Here is a 24,258-nt window from a genome sequence, read left to right as displayed (position 1 = left end):
TTCGGCAGGGAGAGAAAAAACCTGAGAAAACAGCCTAAGCCCCCAAAATGGCCACTTCTGCAATCCACTTTGGCCTCGCTCGCCCTATAATGGGGCGGAAGGTCGCGTGTATCCGTGGGGGATGCGACCAGGGGAAAATCGCCACCGGCCATGAGCTTGCATCGCTTGCCGCGCCGCCGAGGGCGTATCGTCCAGGAATGAAGTCTGTGAGTAACACCTTGCCTCCCGTTCCGCCGGCTCCCATTGATGAGCCCGGGGGAGAGTCGAATCCATTGACGCCCGCGGTCAGCCGGCGTCGCATCAACGATCTGATCGAGCAAATCAAGGAATCGGCTGAGAAGCTGGCCGGCGACGAGCCGAGCCGTGGCGACTTGAAGCTCTTGAGCCGCACGTTGCGCGAGTTGCGCTACGCCTTCAAGGTCTTCACCCCCTATCGCTCGGTGCGCAAGGTGACCGTGTTCGGTTCGGCTCGTACTCCGCCGGGGGTGCCCAGCTATCAGCAAGCGGTCGACTTCGGCCGCGCGATGGCCGAGCAGAACTGGTTGATCGTGACCGGCGCCGCCAGCGGCATCATGGAGGCGGGACACGTCGGCGCCGGGCGCGAGCACTCGATGGGCCTCAACATCATGCTCCCCTTCGAGCAAGAGGCCAACCCGATCATCGCGGGGGACCCGAAGCTCGTCCACATGAAGTACTTCTTCACGCGCAAGCTGATGTTCGTGAAGGAATGCGATGCCGTGTGCTTGCTGCCGGGGGGTTTTGGCACGCTCGACGAAGGGCTCGAGGTGCTCACGCTGCTGCAGACCGGCAAGCGCGACATCGTGCCGGTGGTCTTTCTCGACGAGCCAGGCGGAACGTTCTGGAAGCGCTGGCACGAGTTCGTCGTCGAATGCCTGCTGAAGCACGCGCTGATCTCGCCCGAGGATCTCTCGCTCTACAAGCTGACCGATCGAGTGGACGAGGCGGTGGAGGAAATCATCAATTTCTTCCGCGTCTACCACAGCATGCGCTACGTGCGGAACAAGCTGGTGTTGCGTCTGCAATCGGCGCCCGGTCCGGAGTTGCTCGCGGAGATCAACGAGCAGTTTCAAGACATTCTGCTCGAGGGGGAGTTCACCGTTCGCGAGGCCTTGCCCGAGGAGAAAGACGAACCCTCGCTGGCGAAGCTGCCACGACTGGTCTTCCGCTTCAATCGGCGCAATCTCGGCCGCTTGCGGCAGTTGATCGACTGCTTGAATCGCGGCGCCGTGCCGATCGAGGCCGAGCGCACCTGAACGCCGGGGGACTATGCGCTGCCGAGCATTCGCGAGGCCGCTTGCTCGCCACTGCGAATGCAGTTCGGCACGCCCACACCATGATAGGCGTTGCCGGCGAGCGCCAAGCCCGGGTGCGTGCTGGCGCGCTCCAGAATTCGAGCCACGCGCTCGACGTGCCCCAGGTGATACTGCGGCATGGCGCCGCTCCAGCGACGCACGAGGCTGAACGCGGGCGCGCCGCGCAGGCCCAAGAGCTCGCGCAGCTCGCGTGTGGCGATGCGTTGCAATTCGGCATCGTCGAGCTGCTCGATCTCGGGATGGCAGGCGCCCCCAAGAAACACGCGCAGCAAGATTTCTCCCTCGGGGGCGCGGCCAGGAAACTTCTGACTACTGTAGCTGCAGGCGATGATCTGTCGCCGTTCGATCTCGGGCACGACAAAACCAAAACCAGAGGGGGGCTGGTCGAACTGCTCGCGACGATAACCGGCCAAGACGATCGCACAGCCGGCGTATTCGATCGTGCGCAGATCGGCGGACAACGGCGCATCGACGGCAGCGAGCAATCGCGACGCGGCCGGGGCCGGCAAGGCCACGACGACGGCATCGGCGATGATCGGCGCGGGCTGCGACGTTGCCAGGTCGAGCACGTCCACGCGCCAGGCGCCGTCTGCTTGCCGCGCGATCGATTCGACGCGAGTCCGCAGCCGTACGCTCGCGGCCGGTAGCCGCGCCACGATGGCCTGTACGAGACTTTCCATTCCGCCGCGCGGCGCCGCAAAGAGGCCATAGCGCGCGCCGCTTTCGTGCTCGCCGGCGGCGCCTCGTGCGCGGCGCTCGGCAAGCGTGCCGCGAATGAGGCTGCCGTACTTGTGCTCCATCTCGACAAAGCGCGGGAGCGCCGCCTGGACGCTCAAACGCTCTGGATCTGCCGTGTAGATGCCGCCGACGAGCGGTTGCACGAGGCGTTCGAATACTTCGCGTCCCAGGCGACGGCGCGCGAAGGATGCCAGACTCTCGTCTGCCAGGTCGCGCCGCGGCGACACGAATCGCTCCATTGCCAGACGCAGCTTGCCCGCCGGACTCAAAATCGGCGTGGTGAACATCGGACCGAGCCGCGCGGGGGCCAGGAGCGCAAACCCCTCGGGCACCGGCTGAAGCCTTCCGCGATGCACGACAAACGCGCGCCGCTGGGCATCGTTCGTCTGCAACAGTTCATCGCCCAGCCCGACGCGACGACAGAGATCAATTGCCCAGGGGACGTTGGTGATGAAATTGTCGGCACTGGCTTCGAGCAGATAGCCGTGCTCGTACTTGGTTTCGAGCACGCCACCCACGCGTGCCGCGGCTTCGACGAGCACGACCTCGACGTGGGGCGCGAGCTCGTGTACGCGATGCGCAGCGGCGAGCCCCGTGATTCCGCCCCCGAGGACGACGACCTTTCGCACGGCGGTTGGCAAGTTTGGCGCGGCCGCAGGGGCCGATCGGGTTAGCGGAGAGGACGAGAACTGAGCTCGCGGACGGCTTCGATGAGCGCGAGCACGTGCTCGACGGGAGTCTGCGGCAAGACGCCATGCCCCAGATTGAAGATGTGTCCGGGCCGGCCGGCCGCCTGATCGAGAATGAGGCCCGCGCGGCGGCGAATCTCCTCGGGCGTGGCCAGCAGCACGAGCGGATCGAGATTGCCCTGCACGGCGTGTTGCGGCCCAACGGCCTTCCAGGCCTCGGCCAGCGAGATGCGCCAATCGATACCGATCACGTCGCCCCCCGCTTCGGCCAGCAGGGGCAGCAGCGCGGGATTGCCCGTCGCAAAGTTGATCACCGGCGCGCCGGGCGTGATGCCGTCGATGATCGCGCGGGTGTGGGGTAGCACGTACTGTCGATAGTCGTCGGGACCGAGGCAGCCCACCCAACTATCGAAGATCTGCACGGCTTGAGCGCCCGCGGCGAGCTGGGCATTCAGATAGCGCGTGACGCCGCGAGCAAGCCGGCCCAGCAACTCGTGCCAGGCGCCGGGGTCGCGATACATCAGGGTCTTCGTGTGGAGGTACGAGCGGCTCGCGCCCCCCTCGATGGCATAACTGGCCAGCGTAAAGGGCGCGCCGGCGAAGCCAATCACCGGGATGAGTTCGGGCAGGCCGGCTCGCGTCTCACGCACCGTCTGCATGACGAAGTCGAGCGCCTCGACACTCTCGAGCTCGATCATCCGCTCGACGTCATCCCCCTCGCGGAGCGGATTGTGAATGACGGGCCCTTCGCCGGCCGAGAACTCGAGCTCGAAACCCATCGGCTCGAGAATGGGCAACAGATCGGAAAAGATGATCGCCGCATCGACCCCCAACCGCTCGACCGTGCGAATCATCACCTCGGCCGAAAGGCCAGGATTCTTGCACAACTCGAGGAAGGTCGTCTTCGAGCGGATCTCGCGATACTCGGGCAGATAGCGGCCGGCCTGGCGCATCAGCCAGATCGGCGTGCGCTCGGTGGGTTCGCGCCGGCAGGCTCGAAGAAAAACACTGTCGTCCCAGGCGCGGCGTGGCCGATCGGCGGCGAGCGACGCATCGCGGACGCGGGGCGATGACGCCAGCGATTTCATTTCGGCAGCCAGCCGACGTTTGCGCGCGAGCAGCTCGGCGGCGTGGCGCGTGAGGGCGACGACCAGGTGCCCCATCTTGGGATGCTCGGGCTCGAGATCGACGGGCCAGTCCCGTTGGCGCAAGGTCTCGCTGGTCGTCGGGCCGATCGAGGTGACCAGCACGCGATCGAGCGCCGCGCGCAACTCGTCGGCGAACCCCAGCCGCGCGGCAAGCTGCTCGACGTGTACGACCTGCTGCGCCGACGTGAACAGCATCGCGTCGATCCGACCGGCCACGATCTCGCGAAGCGTCTGCTCGAGCGGCGCGGTATCGAGGGGCAGATCCCACTGGTAGACACGCACGCACGTGACGCGTGCGCCGCGGGCCTCGAGGCCGGCAATCAGGCTCGGGTTCGGCTGACCGTACTCCTGCAGGGCGACCGATTGATTCGCCAGCGGCACCGCCGTGTCGAGCGTTTGCAACAGTTCGCGCCAGGTGTTGGGCTCGGGCACGCGATGCGTCGGGTCGAGGCCCAATTCCTTCAGCGCCGCCACCGGCTTGGGGCCACGTGCCACGGTGACCACATCGGACAGGGCATGCAAGAAGCGTTGCCGATCGACATGCCGCTCGACGGCCGACACGAGCAATCGCGTGCCCACGCCGGTCATGAACAACACCACGTCGATCTGACCGGTGATCAACAGGTTGGCAAAGTCGATCGCCTCGCGATGGTCGTCGAGGGGGACTTCGCGCAGCGAGGGGCCAATGACAGGCACGCCCCCCGAGCGGCGAATCAACTGTGCCATCTCTTCGGCGCGGCGGCTCTCGAAGGCGGCGACTCGCAGACCGGCAAGATCAGTGGTGGGCGCGGACAAAGGAGGGCCTGCATCGTTGAGAGGAAGTCACGAGGAAACTCTTCCGGTCGGCACGGCCGGCGACTCCGGCGAAACTTCCGATCTCGCTCGATCGAGCGTCCGTAGTTGGGCGATGGCTCGTCGACGGCGCCGTGGCGGAACGTGCTAGATTCATGCTACTCGGCAAGGGGATGGTTCAAAAGGGGAAGATACCGGACTGTAGTGTGGGGGTGGTTGCTTTGTTACGATTGGTCGTTTCGCGAATGCCCTGTCCTCGCCCGATGAGAGATCATGTCGGACCGCACGTTTGAGCGACTGGAACAAACCCTGGCTGCCGAGGGGACCGGTCCGATGCTGGCACGGCTCGCCGACGAACTGGCGGTGGAAAAGCGCTTTCACGAGCTGTTCGACGCCCGGCTGTTGGCGGCACGGCACGAGCTTGGCCTGCCGCCGATTCTCGCAGGCTCGCTCGACGAGCTGCCCGAGGCGGAACGCACGCAGCTCGAGGAGCGTTACGTCGAGGCCTGCCGCGAAGTGGGCCAGCGTCTGCTCGAGGAAGGTCTCGTCCGCGAGGCGTGGATGTATCTGCGTCCCACGGGGGATCGCGCGACGGTCGCCGCCGCGCTAGACCGACTGGCCGAGGCCGACGATCTGCTCGAGCGCCAGCAGCTCGAACCGCTGGTCGAAGTGGCCTTGCACGAAGGAGTTCATCCGGAGCTGGGCTACCGGCTCGTGCTCGATCATTACGGCACCTGCAACGCGATCACCATGCTCGAGGGCATCGTCTTCGAGCGCCCCCGACCGCAACAGCAGGCGTTGGTCGGCATCCTGATCCGGCGCGTTTATCGCGACCTGCGCGCCAACGTGCTGGCCGATCTCGAACGGCGCGGAATCGCGGCGCGCGAGGAGGGTTCGCTGGTGGAGTTGCTCACCGGGCACGACGAGTTGCTCGCCGACGACAACTACCATCTCGACACGTCGCACCTGCACGCGACGGTCCGCTTTGCGCGGCTGGTCGAGGACCGCGAATCGATCGACCTCGCGTGGCAGCTCACCGAGTATGGTCGCCGGCTATCGTCCCTCTACCAGTTCGCCGGGGAACCGCCTTTTGAAGAGGCGTACGTCGCCCACGGACGATTCTTCGGGGCACAGTTGGGCCACGCGGTGGAAGAGGCGGTCGCCTACTTTCGTGCGCGGGCCGAAGAGGCCCCCGCCGAGCAGCGCGGCACGTTTCCGGCCGAGGTGTACATCGTGCTCCTGCTGCGCCTGGGGCGGCGCGAAGCGGCGCTCGAGGCCTCGCTGGTGCTGCTCCCGCCAGGGCTGCCGACGGCACGTTTTGCCCCCGGGGCGCTCGAGCTCGCCCGGCTGGCACGCTGCTACGAGCCGGTCTTGTCTTCGAGTCGCGAGCGGAGCGATCTGCTCAGCTTTGCCGCGGCGCTGGCGCAGCGCGAGCACGAAGCACGCGCGCCGCGATAGCGCCCGTTCGCCCGGCAAACGGCACGCGCACCAAAGAAACAGGCGGCCGGACCACGAGGGCCAGACCGCCTGTTATGCGTAGTCGTCTCATGTCGTGCGGCGCGGAGCGGAATCCATCGTGGTCCCGCTTCGTGCCTTGTGGCCGCCGTGCTACGCCTGTCGGCGGTCCACGGGTTTCGACCCAGCCAGTTCGTTCAATCGAATCTCGTGGGGTGTCGTTCTCGTGCCTCCCCGGCGTCGGCTCCGTGCGAGCGGAGAGCGGTCACCGGCCGCGAAAACGACCGTGGCCTGCCCGGGCTACTGGCAGCCCGGGCAGACCGACGGATAAGTGACTACAGACTAGCGATAGTGACGACGAACGACCGTGTGGTTGGCGTTCGTGTTGACGATGCGACGCTTGCCCTGGACCGAGGCCGAAGGATCAGCCATGGGAGCGGGGGGCATGGGGGCCGAATCGTCACCAGCGGCGGCGGGAGCCGCTTCGCCGGAGTGACCACCGCAGCAGCTATTGCCGCCGCAGCAGGTGTCGCCACCGCAGCACGAGTCGCCACCGCAGCAGCTAGCGGCTTCGCAGCAGCTCGGCTCGCAGCACGACTTCTTCTTGCAGCAAGACTTCTTGCAGGCGAAGAGGTCGAGCAGACCACCGCAGCGCTTCTTGCAGCAGCTCTTCTTGCAGCACGAGGCGGCTTCGCAGCAGCTCGGCTCGCAAGCGTTGCCGCAGCACGAGTCGCCACCGCAGCAGCTAGCCGCTTCGCAGCAGCTCGGCTCGCAGCACGACTTCTTGCAGCACTTGTTGCAATCGAACAGACCACGCAGGCCGCCGAACAGATCGCAGTGCTTCTTGCAGCACGACTTCTTGCAGCACGAGGCGGCTTCGCAGCAGCTCGGCTCGCAGGCGTTGCCGCAGCACGAGTCGCCACCGCAGCAGCTATCCGCTTCGCAGCAGCTCGGCTCGCAGCAGGCATTGCCACCGCAGCAATCGTTCGCTCCGCAGCAGTCCGCGGCCTCGCAGCAGCTCGGCTCGCAGCAGGCGGACGCTTCGCAGCAGCTCGGTTCGCAGCAGCTCGATCCGCAGCCACCGTGGTGGTGCAGGCCAAGCATGCGATCGAGCAGCTCGAAGCCGAAGCTCTGGGTACACAACCCGGCGCTGATCACCAGCGCTCCCAAGACCATGTGCCATTTCATCGAGCAACGTCTCCTTAAATAGAACTGGGGTAGCGCATCCCCACTCTGACGCAGGCCAATTTCGAAGCGACTTGTGCCGGGTCGGCGCAAGCAGGTGCTTCTGACTTCAGGCAGGGTTCTCAACGGGTGAGAACGGCAATCGGTGTGCTGAGGGAAGGCGTCGGGTGGGGATGGTGGGTCGAAACCCGCAGTTCGGCCGTCGTATCGCGCCAAAGCTGCTGAGCCGATCCTTCGGCTCGATTCGGGGACGCAGTCCCTGGCGCTATCTGTCTCGTGCCGTGGCCGGCACGCGTTCCTCTACGAGGGACAGATAGCGTATCGTCCGCGTTTGGAGAGGGCCTTGAGGGCTCGGAAGTAATTTTCTACAAATGATTTACCGCTCTTGTTACGAAGACTTTGCCGCGCTCGTAAGTTGGCCAAACCTTGCGGCCTCTAGGGGAGCCCTAAGGTTTTCCTAGACCATAGCCCAGGCAGAATTTCCGCCCGAATTGGCCTCGGGCGGGCCACTTAGGTATGGTGAAAGCCTATGGCCACCCTCTCGCCCACCCCTCCCTCGCAGGATGAACCCCACCGCACAGGCTGGGAGATGATCGACTTTGCCCAGCTCGTTGGGGTCTCCTGCCCCTGCGGTACCAGTCGCCGGGCGCTGGTCGAAGTGGCAGATTTTCCAGGCTCGATCCACCAGGTCGACATTTCGCTCGACGCGCGGCTCCACTATCACAAGGGGCTCACCGAGACCTATTACTTCCTCGAGTGCGGGCCAGATGCCCGGATGCAGCTCGACGACGAGATCGTTCCCGTGCGGCCGGGCATGTGCATCATGATTCGGCCGGGCGTGCGCCACCGGGCCCTCGGCCGGATGCGCGTGCTGAACATCGTCTATCCGAAGTTCGATCCGGCCGACGAGTGGTTCGACTGAACCGACTGCCTAAGCATCATTGCTCTAAGCGCCGCTGAGCCGGCCCAGGTCTTCTTCGACCAGTTGGACCGATTGCCGGGCCTCTTCCAGCTTCTTGTCGATCGGCTTCGTGTAGTAGGCCCGCTTGGCCAGGTCCTGAAACACTTCGTCGAATCGTCCGACCAGTTGCAGCGCCGAGGGGCATTCCTGCAATTCTTGCATGGCGCGAGCGGTCTCGGCCGCAAAGTGCTTGGCCAGCAGACCGTCGTTCTCTTGCTGCAGGGCGCAGAGCCGGTCGGAGAGCTTGCTCCCTTCGCGATCGCCCAAGAGATAAAGGCCCACATCCGCCTTGCAGACGCCGGCATTGCAGACGGCGTTGCCGACGATCGATTTCTTGCTGGCCCGGGCGGTGCAAACGAACGTACACCAATCGGCGCGCCACGCCCGTGGCACGATGGCGAGAAAGCTGAATTCTTTCGAGCCTTCGAGGGAAGCGGCGTTCGAGGGGCGCAGCTTGAAAAAGACGCCGTGCCCTCGATTCATCGTGCCGCTGGCCAGCACCAGGGCCTTGGGGGCGATGCGTTCATACTGATTCTGCTCGGTCTTGCGGCTGAGCTGATTCTTGACCGCGTTCAAGGAGAAGATCGAGTAGCCGACCTGCGCGTCGATGCTCTTGGCGTCGCTCTCCTCGATGATGTCGGCGACGACGATGCGGTCGTCGGTGTAGCGGCTTTCGAGCGTGGTGTTGGGCAGGAAGTCGAGGATCTTCAGACGTAGCTTGGGACTGCTGATCATGTAGGTGAAGTCGACGACCTCGGCCTCGGTGCCCGCCGCCACGCTGGCCGAGACGCGAAACTTGGCCTCGATGACCTTGAGGTGGGGGTGCGTCGCCGCACATTTTTCGGGCGTGACGTCGTGGCACTCGATCTTGTCGGGCACGTCGAACAGGATGCGCACGTCTTCGGCCGCGACGTGCCACGTGCTGGCAGCGCTCGATGTCAGCCCAAGGGCGAGGAACGCCACGGCGCGCGGTGCTAGCTGACGGAGCATCGTTCGTCCTCCTGAGTTACGACATCCCGGGGAGCGGAATGTTAGCAGGAGTAGCAGCTTGCCAAAAGAACGGTTTTCGGCGTCGGCAAGGGGCAATACGGCCGGACTACTGGGGGAGTCGCGCGATGGGACGAGCGACCGCCGCGGGGGCAGACGGATCGCCAGCGCAGAGCGCAAAAAAAAACGGCCGCTGGTGGGGCAGGGACCAGCGGCCGCGGACAAGGCAAGGTTACCCAAGCCAAGCCCATGTCCAAGATAACGCCACTCGGCAGGGATGCAATTGGGAATGGGCCGAAAAGAGACCCTCGTGCTGGAGTTTTCTGGCATTCCCCCCCGCACGACGGGATCGCCGGGCAAAATTTGGTAATGCCATACGACCAGAAAATGTCGCTAGCACCTCGCCTTTAGTACAAAAGAGTGGTACGCCGCTGCCCCGCTGCCCGTCAATCGGCCAGCGACACCTGCTCGAGCGACATCAAGTAAGCGAACAGATCGCGGACCTCTTCGGCGGACAAGTTCTGCAGCAATCCGTCGGGCATCATCGAGTTATCGCTTGTGGCCAGCTCGTCGATCTCGGTGCGATCGATCGTGACCGCTTCCTGGGCGGTTTGCAGTGTCAGGGTGCGTTCGGTCTGTTGGCTAAGGACGCCCGAGATGAGGCGACCGTCGGCGAGTGCGATGTTCACCGCGCGGAAGTCCGTGCCGACGCTGGCACTGGGGTCGAGCACGTTCTCGAGCAGGTAGTCGAGATTCTTGCGGTTCGAACCGGTGAGATCGGGTCCCAGCTTGCGGCCGACGCCGAACAGCACGTGGCAGTTGGCGCACAATTTATTGAAATGCGCGCGACCGGCCTGAGGATTGGCCGATGCCAGAAAATCACTCGACAAGCGCGAGCGCCACTCTTCGATCATGGTGCGTTTTTCCGCGGCCGAGGTGCGCACCTCGCCCCAGACCTCGGTCAGGCGGCCCGTCAGTTCCTCGTCTTCAAAGGCTCGCATCTGCCGCGCATGAAAGGCCGAAATCTCATCGGTGGCGATCTGCCCGCTGGCCGCCGCGTCAAGGAGCGCGCGGGCATAAGCGGGGCGCGAAGCGAGCGTGTTGACCATCTCGCGGCGTGCCTCGGGCGTGTAGTAGTTGATGTGCCCGACGATCTGCGCCGGCGTGTCCGGATGATCGTAGAGGGCCAAGCCGCGCAATGCTTCGGTCAGCACCGCTCGATCGCCCAGCAAGTCGTGCAGCATCGGTACGGCATCGGAGGGGCGTCCGGCCAGCAGTGCCCGCAACGCCTGCTGTCGCGCGGCGGGTTCGGCGGCGGCGTCGAGGATGGTGGTGCGCAAGTCGTCGAGCGCGCGACCAGCGCCGAAAACGACATTGAGCTCCTGCAAGGCGCGAATCGCTTCGGGGGGCGCACCTTGCGCCAGCCGATCGGTAATCGTCGGCCAATCGGCCGGCGCCGGGGCCTGACGCCAGCCGCGCAGCGCCTCGGCCATGCCCGCAACGATGTCTCCCGACCGCGCACTTGCAGGATCCTGCTGGGCCAAGGCCAGCAAGTCGGCCACCGCCTGAGGCTGGCTTTCGATCTCGACCGTGAGGCGGCGGGCAACATGGCGGCGCAAGAGCCCCACCGGAGACGACGCCACCAGGGCGATCGCTCGCGAGGGATCGCGCGGCACGGCCGGCTCGATGCCATACCACAGCAGGTGCGGAAGCAGGCGATCCTGGGCCCAATCGCCGCGACGGGCCAGGGCCTCGGCCAGGGGCCAGCGATCGACGACCGGCAGTCGCTGCAAGGCAGAGGCCAGATATAAGGACACGATACCGGCCGGATCGTGCCGCGCATGGCGCACGAGCGCCTGTTGCGCCGCTGGCGAGAGACCAGGGCTCTCCGGCGTAGACGAATCGACCAGCAGACGCACGCCCCAGGCGCGAACCTCGGGCGCCGGATCGTCGAGCGCGGCGAGCAACTGCGGTTCGTCGAGTTGGTCGATCGCGGCGAGCCCCCAGAGGCGTTGCAAACGGCGTTGGGCCGTATCGCCTTCCTGGGCCGGCAGGGCGTTCAACCACGCGGCGACATCGGACATCTTCTGGCCGGAGGCCGCGCGCGCCCGCCACTGTTGCAGCACCTGGCGCGGCCACCAGGCATTGGCCGCGGTGAATTGCTCGCACAGTTCAAGATTCGTCCGTTGCGCGAGATCGAATGCGGCGAGCGCGGGAGGCGTCTCGTAGGTAAGTTTGTAGATGCGGCCACTCGTGCGGTGGACGCCGTCGTGATCGTGGCACTCGCCCGTGTCGGACCAATCGGCGATGAAGACGCCACCATCCGCGCCGGTGATGAGATCCATGCCCCGATACCAGGGATCGGCGATAAAGCAAAGATCGGGCCCATGCTTGGCGGTGAAGCCGGCGCCGGCGGGCTCGAGAATATCGCTGTTGATGCGTTGCCCGTGCAGGTTGAGCGTATAGACGCGACCGCGATACTCGGCGGGCCAGTTGTCTCCCTGATAGATCATCAGGCCGATATGAGCATGGCCGCCGCCGGCCGCGTTGGTTTTATCGGTGATTCCGTGACGAATGTCGTTCCACTTCTCGCCGGTATCCCAATGGACGTGATCGGCCGCCTGAGCCATCAGGCTGTAGACGTGCGGGTTGAGATCGATGCCATACATCCGCTCGACGTGCGAGCCCGGCACCAGGTGCCACAGATGGCCGATGACCGTATTGATGACGTACATCTCGCCCTGTGCGTCGTAATCGAAGCCCCAGGAATTGGTCATGCCGTGCAGGACGGTCTCGACGGTGCGTCGCGTGGGATGGTATCGCCAGACGCCGGTGTTGATCGCCACGCGTTGTGAGTCGCTCGTGCCGGGGGCGCCGATGCGCGACGTGGCCTGGATGCCGTGCCGCGCGTAGAGCCAGCCATCGGGTCCCCACTTCAAGCCATTCGCCGGCGTGTGACCCACGGCCTGCTCGTCGAGCCCCTCGAGCACGATCCGCGGTGGGCCATCGGGCACGTCATCGCGATTGGCGTCGGGAATGAACAGCAGGTTGGGCAACGCGAGTACCCAGACGCCGCCGTAGCCCACTTCGACGCTGGTGACTTTGTGCCCCTGATCCCAGAACACGGTGCGTTGGTCGTGCCGACCATCGCCATCGCGGTCGGCGAGGATGACGATGCGATCTTTCAACGAGGTGTCGTAGTTGCCAAAGCTCGCCCCCGACCAGGTATAGTTCTCGGCCACCCACAGGCGGCCCCGTTCGTCGGTCGTGATGGCAATCGGGTTCTGCACGTCCGGTTCGGCGGCAAAGACGGAGAGCTTGAAGCCGGGCGGCAGCTTCGCCGTGCGGACCACTTCCTCAGGGGGCATGGGGGCCGTCGTGGCTTTTTCTGAGTTGTACGGCTGCGGAAAGTCATCGGCGCAAGCTCCCGACCCGATCGCTTGCAGGAGACCGACGGCGAAACCAGAGATAACAGCCATCGCCTTGCGCGTGTGCATTGTGCTGGACCCACAACCACTGGGGTTCGACCCGGTGCCTCGTGCTATCAGATAGCCGGCCAGTATAACCGGCAGTCGAGGACGAGACTCGTGGAATCGACTTTGCAAGTTTGCCAGGTTGGCGAGGCGGTGGATGATCGCGGATCTTGCTGCGTATAATCGGGCCATTGCTCGACGCATGCATCCCGATCCTCGGTGAATCTTCGGCTATGATGAACCACTTCATTCCCCGGCCCGCTTTCCGCTGCACCGTCGCTGCCCTGATGTTGTTGCTTGGCAACTCGGCCGCCACGGCGCTCGGCGTCGACAACTGGACGAATTTTCGTGGGCCGACCGATCAAGGACGCGCCGACGAAGCGAAGCTGCCCATCAAGTGGAGCGAGACGGAAAACGTCGTCTGGAAGACCCCGGTCGAAGGCAAGGCCTGGTCGTCGCCCGTCGTTTGGGAAGACCGCGTCTATCTGACGAACGCGAATCCCGAGGGGACGCGTCTCTCGGTCGTCGCGCTCGACAAGAACACCGGCGAGGTGATCTACGATAAGCTGCTGCACACGGTGGTGCTGCCGCAGTATTGCCATCCCTTCAATTCGTACGCCTCGCCGTCCCCCGTGATCGAAGATGGCCGGCTCTACGTCAGCTTCGGTTCGCCCTACAACGCCTGCCTCGACGCGGCGACCGGCGACGTGCTGTGGCAGCGGACCGATTTCGTCTGCAATCATTTTCGTGGGCCGGGCTCGTCGCCCATGCTGTTCGAGGATCGCCTGATCCTGCACTTCGACGGTAGCGATCTGCAGTACGTCGTGGCGCTCGACAAGCAGACGGGCGAGACGCTGTGGCGCACCGATCGTACAGTGAACTACGACGACGTCGACGCCGCCACCGGGCAGATCAAGCTCGAAGGAGACATGCGCAAGGCGTACTCGACGCCGATCGTGATCGACGTGCAGGGCGAACCGCTGCTGGTGAGCCTCGGCTCGATGGCCCTCTACGGCTACAGCCCGCGCGACGGCCAGGAACAATGGCGCGTCGACTTTGTGGGGAGCCACTCGGGGGCCTGCCGGCCGGTGCTGCACAATGGTTTGATCTACTTTTCGACCGGCTCTGGGGGTGAGTTGTGGGCGATCAAGCCCGACGGAGCGGGTGTGCTCGACTCGTCGCACGTCGTCTGGAAGCAGAAGCGAGCCGTGCCGAAGCGTTCGTCGATTGTCATCGTTGACCACCGGCTCTACATGGTCGACGACATGGGGGTCGCCTCGTGCGTGAGCACCGAGACGGGAGAAGAACTCTGGCGCGAACGGCTCGGGGGCAACTTCTCGGCCTCGTTGATTCACGCGGATGGGCGGATCTACTTCTTCGATCAAGAGGGGCAGACGAACGTCATCAAGACGGGAGACGAGTTCGAGGTGCTAGCGACGAATGAACTGGAAACAGGACTTTATGCTTCGCCCGCCGTATCGGGAAGGGCGTTGTTCGTCCGCACGCCGACGCATCTGTACCGGTTGGAGGATCGTGTGGGGAAGAACTGAGTGTGATTTGTTCGGTTTCGGGTAGCAGATCAATGAGTGCGAGTTATACGATCGACCCTGGGCGATTGAATCGGGAAGTTCCCTGGTGGAGGCACACACCAGAAGAAGTCCGGCGGCAGATTCTGTCGCTTATCCAACAGGGCAAGTCGGTATCAGCTATCACACTTTATGGACAGTCTCACGCGATTTCCCTAAAGCGCTCGAAGCAAGCCATAGAAGTACTTTTGGGAATAGTTTACGAGCTGCCTCCGTGTCCGCACTGTGGCAAATTGCTACGAACGCAACGTGCCCAACAGTGCTTCGCTTGTGGAGCTGACTGGCATCGAGCAACCACTCAAAGCGATTAACGGCGAAAGTTGGAGGAAGAACGTCGACTCACAAAGGCGAATAGCTCTATACTGTGCCTCGCAACAAACGCCAGGATTACCGCGCGATGCTGACCCTGTTCGACCAGACATCTCGAGGTACGCGGCGCCACTTTCTCCGCGTGGGAAGTTTGGCACTGGGGGGACTGTCGTTGCCCTCGCTGCTGACGGCTCGGGCCGCCGCTTCGCCGGCGCTGCTGCACGATCGGGCCGTGATCTTTCTCTTTCTGCACGGCGGACCGAGTCAGTTCGAGACGTTCGATCCCAAGATGTCGGCGCCCGCCGATATTCGCGCCGTGAATGGCGAGATCGCCACGGCGATTCCGGGCGTCACCTTCGGCACCGACTTTCCGCGCCTGGCCACGCTAGCCGATCGATTGACGATCGTGCGCTCGTTTACGACCGGTGATGCCAACCACGACATCAAGCCGGTGGTGTGCCGCGACACGGCCGGGGCCAGTATCGGGGCGATCTATGCCCGTGCCGCCGGCAATACCGATCCCCGCACCGGCATGCCACGCTCTGCCATGTTGTTTCCGCGTGCCGTCGACGATTCGACCGGTGCGCCGATCACGCAGTTCGGTCGGCTGGAATCGACCGGTGCGCTCGGCAGTACGGCCGCTCCGTTCGTGCCGGGCGCGGGAAGCGACTTACAGCAAGACATGCAGATGAATCTGCCGATAGCGCGTCTGAGCGACCGGCGGACGATTCTCACCGGCCTCGACCGCTTGCGCTATGCACGCGATCGCGCATCGCAACTGGGATCCATAGACACGCTGCGCGAGCAGGCCTTCGAGACGGTGATCGGTGGCGTGGGCAAGGCGTTCGATCTTTCGCGCGAGGATGCCCGCACGATCGAGCGTTACGACACCGCCCCGCTGGTGCGGCCCGATCAGATCGACCGCAAGTGGAACAACTACGAGCATTACTGCGACAACGCGAAGTCGCTCGGCAAGCTGCTGCTGCTCGCGCGGCGGTTGTGCGAGTCGGGCTGCCGCTTCATTACGGTGACGACGAGCTTTGTTTGGGACATGCATGCCGACGTGAACAACGCGACGATGGAAGAAGGCATGTGCTACATGGCGCCGCCGCTCGACCATGCCGTGTCGACCTTGGTCGAGGATCTGGCCGAACGCGGGCTGACCGACCGCATTCTGCTCGTGTGTTGCGGCGAAATGGGGCGCACGCCCCGTTTGAATGCCAACGGCGGCCGCGACCACTGGGGGAATCTTGCTCCGCTCTTGCTGCACGGCGGCGGATTGCCGATGGGACAGATCGTTGGTCAATCGGCCCGCGATGGCTCGGCGCCACAGACGAACCCGGTGACGAATCGCCACCTGATCGGCACCGTCCTGCAACGTCTCGTCGATCCGGCCGAGTTGCGGCTGGTGCGCGGCATGCCCAATGAGGTCGTGCAGGCGGCCAGCTACGATCCGATTCCAGGCTTGGGCAGTTGATGCTTTGACTGCTGACAAGCCCAGCCGGTTCAGAAGCACATTGCTGGGCAAGTCAGCAGTGCCACACCGTCTTGAAGGGGGAGGGACGTCGGTGAGCCGCTATTCGATCGAAGAGTTCGTCGAAAAAACCGCGCAGCGCGATCGGGGACAAGGGCTGTTCGAGCTCGAGAACGACCGCGTGCTCGAGATTAACTTGAACGGCACCGTCTGGACGAAGATGGGCTCGATGATCGCCTATCGCGGGCAGGTGAAATTCAAACGCGAGGGGGTACTCGAACACGGCGTCGGCCGGCTGCTCAAGCGCATGGTAAGCGGCGAGGGGGCTCGGCTCACCAAGGCCGAAGGTCGAGGCAAGATCTACCTGGCCGACGGCGGCAAGAAGATCTCCATCATCGAGCTCACCAGCGACGCTATCGTCGTCAACGGCAACGATCTGCTCGCCTTCGAACCCGTGATCGGCTGGGATATCAAGATGATGCGCAAGATGACCGCCATGGTAGCGGGCGGATTGTTCAACGTGCGGCTCGAAGGCTCGGGCATGGTGGCCATCACCACGCATCACGATCCGCTGACGCTGCGCGTACAGCCGGGACAGCCCGTCTCGACCGATCCGAACGCCACGGTCGCCTGGTCGGGCAATCTTTCGCCCGAGTTCAAGACCGACATCAGCTTCAAGACCTTCGTCGGCCGGGGGAGCGGTGAATCGATCCAGATGCACTTCGACGGAGATGGCTTCGTGGTGGTGCAACCGGCCGAAGAACTCACGTTTCAGCAAGCGCCCGCGTGAACGAATCGATGACCACTGGAATCGATCCGATTGATGCTGGAAAGGATGCGCAGCGCGGTCCGCTGGGAATCGTCGGATTGGGGTTGCTGGGCAGCGCGCTCGCAGCGCGAGCGATCGCCGGCCATTGGAGCGTGCTGGGCTACGACGTCGTAACCGATCGGCGCGAGGAGCTGCGCGCGATCGGCGGCACACCCTGCGATGCCGCCGCCGAGGTGGCCGCGCAATGCTCTATCCTGTTGTTCGCACTTCCGCACGATGGGATCACACGCGACGTAATCGACTCGCTCGGCAGGTCATTGTTACCCGGCACGGTGATTCTCGACGCCACCACGGGGGATGCCGACGCCACGGCTACCTTGGGTGCAGAGCTTGCCTCGCGCGGCGTCACCTATCTCGACGCGACGATCTCCGGCAGCAGCGTGCAGGTGCGCGACGGCGAGGCGCTCTTCATGGTGGGGGGCCCACGCGAGACGTTCGAACGCTGTCGACCGCTGCTGGCCGTTCTTTCGCGGCAGGCGATTCACACCGGCCCCTGCGGCAGCGGCGCGCGGATGAAGCTGGTGACGAATCTCGTGCTCGGGCTGAATCGTGCGGCCCTGGCCGAAGGGCTCGTGCTGGCTCGGACGCTCGATCTCGACCCGGCGCAGGCGCTCGAGGTATTGCGGGCGAGCATGGCCTACTCGCGGGCGATGGACACCAAGGGAGAGAAGATGATCCGGGGGGACTTCGAGCCGCAGGCACGCCTCTCGCAACATCTCAAAGACGTACGGCTCATGCTCGCCGCCGCCGAGCGGCAGGGCCAACGCCTGCCGTTGAGCGAAACGCATCGCCAGTTGCTGGAATTGGCCGAACACCTCGGCCTGGGCGAACAGGACAATAGTGCTGTCCTGCGAGCGATTGAAGCCACGCGCCGCAGCAACACCAGTAAATAATGGCTACGCTCGACCGGCATTTCCAGAGACAACATGCGGCCTGCCGCGAACCTTCGCCGCATGGTTGGTATCGTATTGATGGCTGCGTGGCAAGTGAGCCCTGAAGTATTGATCACTGGCACGCCGGCCGTGTTCCCGTTGGTCGCCCTGGGTTCATTGGCAGCGCAGGGGGAAAATAGTTCGATCGGCCCCAGTCTGCCGCAAACACATGCCAACTGCTCGATTCTCGTCATGAAGCCTCGCGTGCATAACAGCGCCAACTTGATCTACTCGGTCGGGACGCAGGTCGTCGCGCTGAAGGAGGTCCAGGGTTCGCACGGGCGCAAGGTTCATCCGGCCGGCGCCGTTGGCGTGGTTGTGGCCGCGCCGGCGGATCGTTCGCACGCATATCGGATTCGCTTCGTTGATGGTTTCGAGGCTCCCTTGCACCACCATCAACTCAGCCTGCTGGCCGAGTACCAGCAGGGGGCCGTGCATGACTCGGACGAGGTACTCTCGCGACACGGCTTGTTCGATCGGGTTATCTATCGTTGCGTGATCGGCTCGCGGGCCTTTGGACTCGCCGGTGAGGAATCGGATACCGACCGGCGCGGCATCTATTTGCCCCCGGCCGAACTGCATTGGTCGCTCTACGGCGTGCCCGAGCAACTTGAAAACGACGCGACGCAAGAGGCGTACTGGGAGCTGCAGAAGTTTCTGGTGATGGCGCTTAAGGGTAATCCCAACGTGCTCGAATGCCTGTATACGCCGCTGGTCGAGTATGCGACGCCTGTGGCGCAGGAACTGCTCGAGCTGCGCGAGATGTTTCTCTCGCGTGTCGTGTATCAGACCTACAACGGCTACGTGATGTCGCAGTTCAAGCGCATGCAGGCCGACCTGAAGAATCATGGCCAGGTGAAATGGAAGCACGTCATGCACCTGCTACGGCTTCTGCTGGCAGGCATCGAAGTGCTGCGTGAGGGGTACGTGCCCGTTCACGTCGGCGAGCATCGCGAACGACTGCTGGCGGTCAGGCAAGGCCTGTTGCCTTGGGACGAAGTCGAGGCGTGGCGTCTCGATCTGCACGCGCGCTTCGATCAGGCGTACGCGCAGACGAGCCTGCCCGAGCGTCCCGACTACGAATGTGCGAACGACTTTCTAGTAAAATCGCGGCGGCTTGCCGCCAGCGAGGCATTGCCGTGATCGACTACGCCAAACTGCAACGCCAGGTTGACGCGCATCCTTATCCGCTCGTGTTCGCGACGATTAGCGGCGCGCACCTTTACGGTTTTCCGTCGCCTGATTCCGACGTTGATTTGCGCGGCATTCATGTCCTGCCGCTGGAGCAAGTAGTCGGGCTCGACGCCGACAAGCATGACACGGTCGAGCGATCGGGCATTCACGAGGGGCTCGAGATCGATCTTGTAACGCACGATGTCAAAAAGTTCGTGGGACTGATGCTGCGCAAGAACGGCTATGTCCTCGAACAACTGCTGTCGCCACTGGTGGTGGCCTCGACACCGTTCCACGAAGAGCTCAAGGCGATCGCGCCGGCTTGCATCACTCGGCACCATGCGCATCACTACCTGGGCTTCGCCGCCACGCAATGGAAGTTGTTTCGCAAAGAAGAACCACCGCGGGTCAAACCCCTACTGTACGTCTATCGCGTGCTGCTGACCGGAATTTACTTGATGCGCAGCGGCCAGCTCGAGGCCAATCTGCTCAAGCTCAATGAGCAGGTTGGCTTGCCCCACATCGACGATCTTGTCGCCCGGAAGCTGGCCGGCCCCGAAAAAGGAAAACTGGAGGCGGCCGATCTCGAATTCCACGAACGAGAGTATGCGCGCCTCGTCGGAGAATTGGAGGAAGCATCGCGGCAATCGAGCCTGCCGGAACACAGCAGCGGCAAGGCGCAACTCAATGATCTTGTCGTGCGACTGCGACTCGGAGCAGCGGGCTAAACGCCGGCGTGTAAGATCCTCGCTATTCCGCTGTCTCTTCGACCAGCACCAGTTCATCTCCCTGGAGCGCGATGTAGTGGAGCGCGCCGTTGGGATCGAGGTGGATCTTGCCACCTTGGAAGTTGATGATCTCGTCGTAGGGCTGGCCCTCCACGCCATTGACGATCAGCTTTTGCTTCTCGCCGTCGAGGGCCACGTAGGCGACTCGCTGGTTGTCGTCGCTGAAAACGAAGCCACCGAGGATGTCGGTGTAGGATTTGCCGGGCTGGCCGTTGTCGACGATCTGCCAGGTATCGCCGGTGCGCGCGGCGTAGACGAGTCGCGATCCATCCTGGTTGTAGAACGGCGGACCGACTTCGTCGTAGGCCTGCTGCGGTTGCCCACCAACGACGACGAACTGCTTGCCGCCGTCTTCCGCCCAATAGGCGGCCGACTTGCCATCGGGGCTGAAGACGGGCATGCCTCGATCGTCGTACGCCTTGCCTTCGCGACCGTCGACGACCGAGAAGACCCGCCCGTTGGCCACGGCGAGATAACCCACCCGTTTGCTGTCGGGGCTGTAGACCGGCCCCGTCACTCCGTCGTAGACCTTGCCCTCCTGCCCGTCGAGCACGACGAAGTACTTGCGGAAATCCTTGACGGCATAGCCGAAGTGCTTGCCGTCGGGACTGATGGCGAGGCTGCCTGCGAGGATATCGTTGTAGACCCTACCCCGTTTGCCCTTGTGGACGACCGCGGCGCGGAAGCTCGCCGGTTCACCAAGGTAGGTCAGATGCTCGCCATCGTCGCTGAGGAAGATGTCGTCGATGACGATTTCTTCCAGCCGCACCGGTTCTTCCTGGCCGTTGTAGACGACGAACTGCTTGCCCTCTTTTTTGGCGAGGTAGCCCAATTGTCCCTGCGGACCGCGGAAGAAATTGCCGGTCAGCTTTGCCGGACCGTGATCGCGTTGGATACGTGGCTGAGAACCATCGATAGAATCCTCTCGCATCACGTACGCATCGTCGATCTCGACGGCGTACACCATACGCTGGCTGTCGGCCGTAAAGGCAACTTCCCAACTGAAATCCTCGGCGGGCTCCCCTTCGCGTCCGTCGATCACCGGCACTTCGTCGAACGAGGAAGCACGCAGCCGCGCGATGCAGCCATAGTGCTTGCTGTCGGGGCTGAACGTGAGGCCCGAGACGTGCGAATAGATCGTTTCGCTCGGCTGCTCGTCGATGACGATCACGCTGCCGGCTCCGTGGTGGGGCACGCGCGCGGCATAGGCCGTGTGCTGGCTATCGGGACTGAACGAAAAACTGTTGTCCCCGATGCCGAACTCGTAATCGTGCTGGCGTCCGTCGATGTTGATACCTTTCTCCGTGAGAAACGCGTAGCGGCGGCCATCGGGACTGATCCAAAAGCTGCGTTTCTCGGCCTCGAACAGCGCGCGGTCGATCTTGCCCAGCGGCGTTTCCTTGGCGCTACGAGACGGAGCCTCGACGGCACATGCAACGCCACTCCCCAACATCACGACCACGATCGACGCGCACCAGGTGGCAAAGCCGACACGAATCATGCGGACCTCTCCTGAGTTATGCCGTCGATCATTGCGTGTGCTACTCGACGGCGACGGTCGCTTCTTCTTTCAAACGAATGGGGCCAAAATGTTCGGGAAACTTGGCAGTGGCGCCGCTGTAGAACGCGCGGATGCGATCCATGTCGGCCTTCAAGTCGCCCGATGGAATAAAGGCTTCGTAGAGTCCTCCCACCTTGCGGCGAAAGTCGAGCAATCCCAACACGAGCGGCACGCCGGCCTCTTGGGCGATGTGGTAGAAGCCGCTCTTCCAGTATTCAGCACGGCTGCGGGTACCCTCGGGGGTGATAAGGATGCAGAGCTCGTCGCGACGCGCGAACTCATCGACCATCTGCTGCACGGCATTGTGTCGCGCACGGCGATCGACCGGCACGCCGCCAATCCAACGCATGAAGGGTCCCAGCGGTCCCTTGAAGAGCGAATGCTTGCCGATCCACGACACGCGAATGCCGTAGATGTACGACATCGACAACATCAGGGGGACATCCCAGTTGCTCGTGTGCGGTGCGGCGAGAATGACGTATTTCTTGAAGGGCGGTTTTTCCCCCTCCATCTTCCAGCCACGAAGCCATAGATAGAAACGACCCAACCAACGTTTCATGCGCGCTTTCTGTTCCGAGAGGGGGGCCAGCGGCGAGCCGGCCACACCACGGCAGCCTGACACGTCGCCAAAGGGCCGATTCTCGCCCCCGCCGGAACGAATTGCCAGTGCTTGCCTGCTATTACGGAAAAGTCGCCTCGATGCTGCTCCTCTCAGCGTGAGCTCGCGCCCGTTGTTACGCGTGAATGGGAATACGCGCTTCGATCGAGTGACGGATGAACCGAAGCTTCGCTCGGGCGATCTCGCGCATCTGCAGCGCAAAAACGAAGCCGATCCCCACTCGGCCGCGTATCCGCTGACCGGGCCGGGATCGGCTCTTGTTGCACGTGAAAGGCCGTACTGGCCTAGCTATTGCTGATCGGCAGTCTTCGACCGCGTCGCCGCCAACCGATCAACCCGACACCGACCGTGCCGAGCATCGCCACCAGATACGTCGACGGCTCGGGCACGGTCGTCAGCGTGCCTTGAAAATCGAAGACAAACTGATCGAACGGCTCGTCGCCCGTCGTGGGATTACCCGAGGCATCGACGTAGAACCGGTTGCCCGACACGTTGAACGTGCCGAGGTTATCGATGGTGACCGTGCCAAGGTTGATGCGCAGGTTGATATCGCTCACCAGGTCCATGGCGGTGGGCACACCATCGACGACCGTTACCGTGCCGTTAAAGCTGTGGACCAACGTATCGATCGTCCAGCGTGCATAGTTCATGTAGGACGGATCGAGCGGATCGACGGTCACCCCCAGGTTCAGCGCCGTAATGGTGGCCACGCCGCTGCCGCCGACGAGATCGGCGTCGTTGTACGTGACCGATCCCATGCGGAAGAACTCGTCGTGCGGAAATCCGTCGAAGGCAGGATTGCCGAACGTGACGCTGGGGTCGCTGATGGCATGAAAGCGCTGTTGCGACGTGCCAGGGTCGGGCAGATCCATGCGGAAGAAAGCGTCGGAGTTGTATTCGTAATAGGTGCTGTCGCCGTCGGCGATGCCGTGCAGCAGGACTATGCCGGCCCAGGCGTTGACGGGCGAAAGAGCAATACCGGACAACAGAACGAGCAAAGCGGTCAAACGCAGATACATGAAAAAAGCTCCCAAGAGAACGAGTGAAATCGGTACCGACGATTACTTGCCTTCACTGGCGTCCTCCTGGGCAAGGTGTCGGATGACGAGGTCGCGCAAGCGTTCGGAGGGGCTCGACCCGTCCTTGGCGTTCGACAGATTGGCGAGCACGACGAGCGTGAGATCGCGCGCGGGGAGATAGCCCATGTAGGCGGCGAAGCCCGGCACGTCCCCCAAGTGGCCAATCGCCTCGTGTTGCTTGCCGATGCAGAAGCCGTATTCGAGGCCGGCCTGCGTCGTGGGGACCCAATGGTGCAGTTCCTCGCGCGCGGCGGCGCTGACGAGCGTCCCCTTGGCGATCGCTTCGCCGGCGCGGAGCAGGTCGTCGACCGTGGAATACATATTGCCGGCGGCGCCAGTCCACGCGGCGCTGTAGGGCGTCACGTTGTAGAACGTATCGCCGTAGCCGAGCCACTTGTGCTTGTACCCGTTGCGATAGGCACTCGGCGCCGGTGCAGGCGGACCGGGCGTAGTGGCGAAACCGGTCTGCCGGAGCCGCAATGGTTCGAGCACGTGCCGCTCGATCGCGCGCTCGTACGACTCGCCGGTGGCCTTCTCGATGGCCATGCCCAGGAGCACGGCGTTCGTATTCGAATAGCGCCACGCGGCCCCCGGCTCGTTGTAGACCGGCTGGGAGGTGGCGAAGGCGAGGATCTCGGTATCGCGCCAAACGCGTTGCGGCTCGGCGACGATCGCGGCCTGGAATTCCTTGTTTTCGATGCCGTTGAAGAGACCGCTGGTGTTGTTGCCCAATTGACGCAGCGTGATGGCATCGCCACCAGGCACGCTGGGCACATACTGCTCGATGGGATCGTCGAGCGAGAGCTTTCCTTCATCGCACAGTTTCAGGACGGCGGTTCCCAAAAATGGCTTCGTGACGCTGGCCACGCGCATGTGAAAATCGCGCTGCATGGGGGCCTTGGAATCGACGTCCGCCATCCCGAGCACGAAGACCTGCGGCGCGGCGTTCCCTTGGACGAAGCCGACGATGGCGCCGGGACACTCGATCGCGGCCAACTCGGCCTCCAATGCCTGACGTAGTGGCTCCGAGGCAAGCAGAGGAGCGGCAATCTCGCCGCAGGCGATCATCGCCAGACACGACACGATTCGAAGCAAAGGGGTCATCAACCGATCGTCTCCATTCCTAACGCTCACGGGAATCTGAAG

General features: G+C 63.6%; 18 protein-coding genes. 9 read left to right on the top strand and 9 right to left on the bottom strand.

Annotated features, from left to right (window positions below; translation table 11 throughout):
* Positions 1-197: 197 nt before the first annotated feature.
* Positions 198-1,274, top strand: a complete 1,077-nt coding sequence (locus tag KF708_03440) for an LOG family protein (protein MBX3411750.1) — start codon at positions 198-200, stop codon at positions 1,272-1,274.
* An 11-nt stretch (positions 1,275-1,285) separates the two neighbouring features.
* Here the strand turns inward: KF708_03440 and hemG are convergent, their stop codons facing one another.
* Positions 1,286-2,701 (bottom strand): protoporphyrinogen oxidase, encoded by a 1,416-nt coding sequence (gene hemG / locus KF708_03435; protein MBX3411749.1) that lies wholly within the window; start codon positions 2,699-2,701, stop codon positions 1,286-1,288.
* A gap of 41 nt (positions 2,702-2,742) precedes the next feature.
* A complete protein-coding gene (hemE, locus tag KF708_03430) occupies positions 2,743-4,704 on the bottom strand; it encodes a uroporphyrinogen decarboxylase (GenBank protein MBX3411748.1) in 1,962 nt (653 codons plus the stop codon).
* Between the two features lie 270 nt (positions 4,705-4,974).
* On the opposite strand from hemE, the gene KF708_03425 reads away from it, so the two are divergent.
* A complete protein-coding gene (locus KF708_03425; GenBank protein ID MBX3411747.1) occupies positions 4,975-6,159 on the top strand; it encodes a hypothetical protein in 1,185 nt (394 codons plus the stop codon).
* A 339-nt stretch (positions 6,160-6,498) separates the two neighbouring features.
* Here the strand turns inward: KF708_03425 and KF708_03420 are convergent, their stop codons facing one another.
* Entirely contained in the window at positions 6,499-7,344 is an 846-nt protein-coding gene (locus KF708_03420) for a hypothetical protein (protein ID MBX3411746.1), read from the bottom strand.
* Between the two features lie 526 nt (positions 7,345-7,870).
* Here KF708_03420 and KF708_03415 point away from each other — a divergent pair.
* Entirely contained in the window at positions 7,871-8,263 is a 393-nt protein-coding gene (locus tag KF708_03415; GenBank protein ID MBX3411745.1) for a cupin domain-containing protein, read from the top strand.
* A 24-nt stretch (positions 8,264-8,287) separates the two neighbouring features.
* On the opposite strand, the gene KF708_03410 is transcribed toward KF708_03415, so the two are convergent.
* Positions 8,288-9,292: a hypothetical protein gene (locus KF708_03410; protein ID MBX3411744.1), complete on the bottom strand. Its 1,005-nt coding sequence runs from the start codon at positions 9,290-9,292 to the stop codon at positions 8,288-8,290.
* A 443-nt stretch (positions 9,293-9,735) separates the two neighbouring features.
* Positions 9,736-12,768, bottom strand: coding sequence for a c-type cytochrome (locus KF708_03405; GenBank protein MBX3411743.1), 3,033 nt, complete (start codon positions 12,766-12,768; stop codon positions 9,736-9,738).
* Positions 12,769-12,995: 227 nt separating this feature from the next.
* On the opposite strand from KF708_03405, the gene KF708_03400 reads away from it, so the two are divergent.
* The 6 genes from KF708_03400 to KF708_03375 all read left to right on the top strand — a co-directional run bounded on the left by KF708_03400 (position 12,996) and on the right by KF708_03375 (position 19,793).
* On the top strand, positions 12,996-14,312 hold the full coding sequence (locus KF708_03400) for a PQQ-binding-like beta-propeller repeat protein (protein MBX3411742.1): 1,317 nt from the start codon (positions 12,996-12,998) through the stop codon (positions 14,310-14,312).
* A gap of 433 nt (positions 14,313-14,745) precedes the next feature.
* Positions 14,746-16,134 carry a DUF1501 domain-containing protein gene (locus KF708_03395; protein MBX3411741.1) on the top strand — a complete coding sequence of 463 codons (1,389 nt, stop codon included), beginning with the start codon at positions 14,746-14,748 and terminating at the stop codon, positions 16,132-16,134.
* Positions 16,082-16,921: an AIM24 family protein gene (locus KF708_03390; protein MBX3411740.1), complete on the top strand. Its 840-nt coding sequence runs from the start codon at positions 16,082-16,084 to the stop codon at positions 16,919-16,921. The genes KF708_03395 and KF708_03390 overlap by 53 nt, the downstream gene beginning before the upstream one ends.
* Before the next feature lie 8 nt (positions 16,922-16,929).
* Positions 16,930-17,853, top strand: a complete 924-nt coding sequence (locus KF708_03385; GenBank protein ID MBX3411739.1) for an NAD(P)-dependent oxidoreductase — start codon at positions 16,930-16,932, stop codon at positions 17,851-17,853.
* Between the two features lie 231 nt (positions 17,854-18,084).
* Positions 18,085-19,035: a nucleotidyltransferase domain-containing protein gene (locus KF708_03380; GenBank protein ID MBX3411738.1), complete on the top strand. Its 951-nt coding sequence runs from the start codon at positions 18,085-18,087 to the stop codon at positions 19,033-19,035.
* Complete coding sequence (locus KF708_03375) at positions 18,975-19,793, top strand: nucleotidyltransferase domain-containing protein (protein ID MBX3411737.1); 819 nt, start codon at positions 18,975-18,977, stop codon at positions 19,791-19,793. The genes KF708_03380 and KF708_03375 overlap by 61 nt, the downstream gene beginning before the upstream one ends.
* Before the next feature lie 22 nt (positions 19,794-19,815).
* Here KF708_03375 and KF708_03370 read toward each other — a convergent pair whose 3' ends face one another.
* The 4 genes from KF708_03370 to KF708_03355 form a co-directional block, all read right to left on the bottom strand.
* Positions 19,816-21,354 (bottom strand): PD40 domain-containing protein, encoded by a 1,539-nt coding sequence (locus KF708_03370; GenBank protein ID MBX3411736.1) that lies wholly within the window; start codon positions 21,352-21,354, stop codon positions 19,816-19,818.
* Positions 21,355-21,394: 40 nt separating this feature from the next.
* Positions 21,395-21,973 (bottom strand): lysophospholipid acyltransferase family protein, encoded by a 579-nt coding sequence (locus KF708_03365; protein MBX3411735.1) that lies wholly within the window; start codon positions 21,971-21,973, stop codon positions 21,395-21,397.
* A gap of 344 nt (positions 21,974-22,317) precedes the next feature.
* The gene (locus tag KF708_03360) at positions 22,318-23,052 is read right to left on the bottom strand and encodes a PEP-CTERM sorting domain-containing protein (protein ID MBX3411734.1); all 735 of its coding nucleotides are present in this window, start codon (positions 23,050-23,052) and stop codon (positions 22,318-22,320) included.
* A gap of 42 nt (positions 23,053-23,094) precedes the next feature.
* Positions 23,095-24,216, bottom strand: coding sequence for a beta-lactamase family protein (locus KF708_03355; protein ID MBX3411733.1), 1,122 nt, complete (start codon positions 24,214-24,216; stop codon positions 23,095-23,097).
* Between the last annotated feature and the right edge of the window lie 42 nt (positions 24,217-24,258).

The organism is Pirellulales bacterium, from assembly GCA_019636335.1.
Taxonomy (GTDB): domain Bacteria; phylum Planctomycetota; class Planctomycetia; order Pirellulales; family JAEUIK01; genus JAHBXR01.
This window is presented reverse-complemented; position numbering and strand designations above follow the sequence as displayed.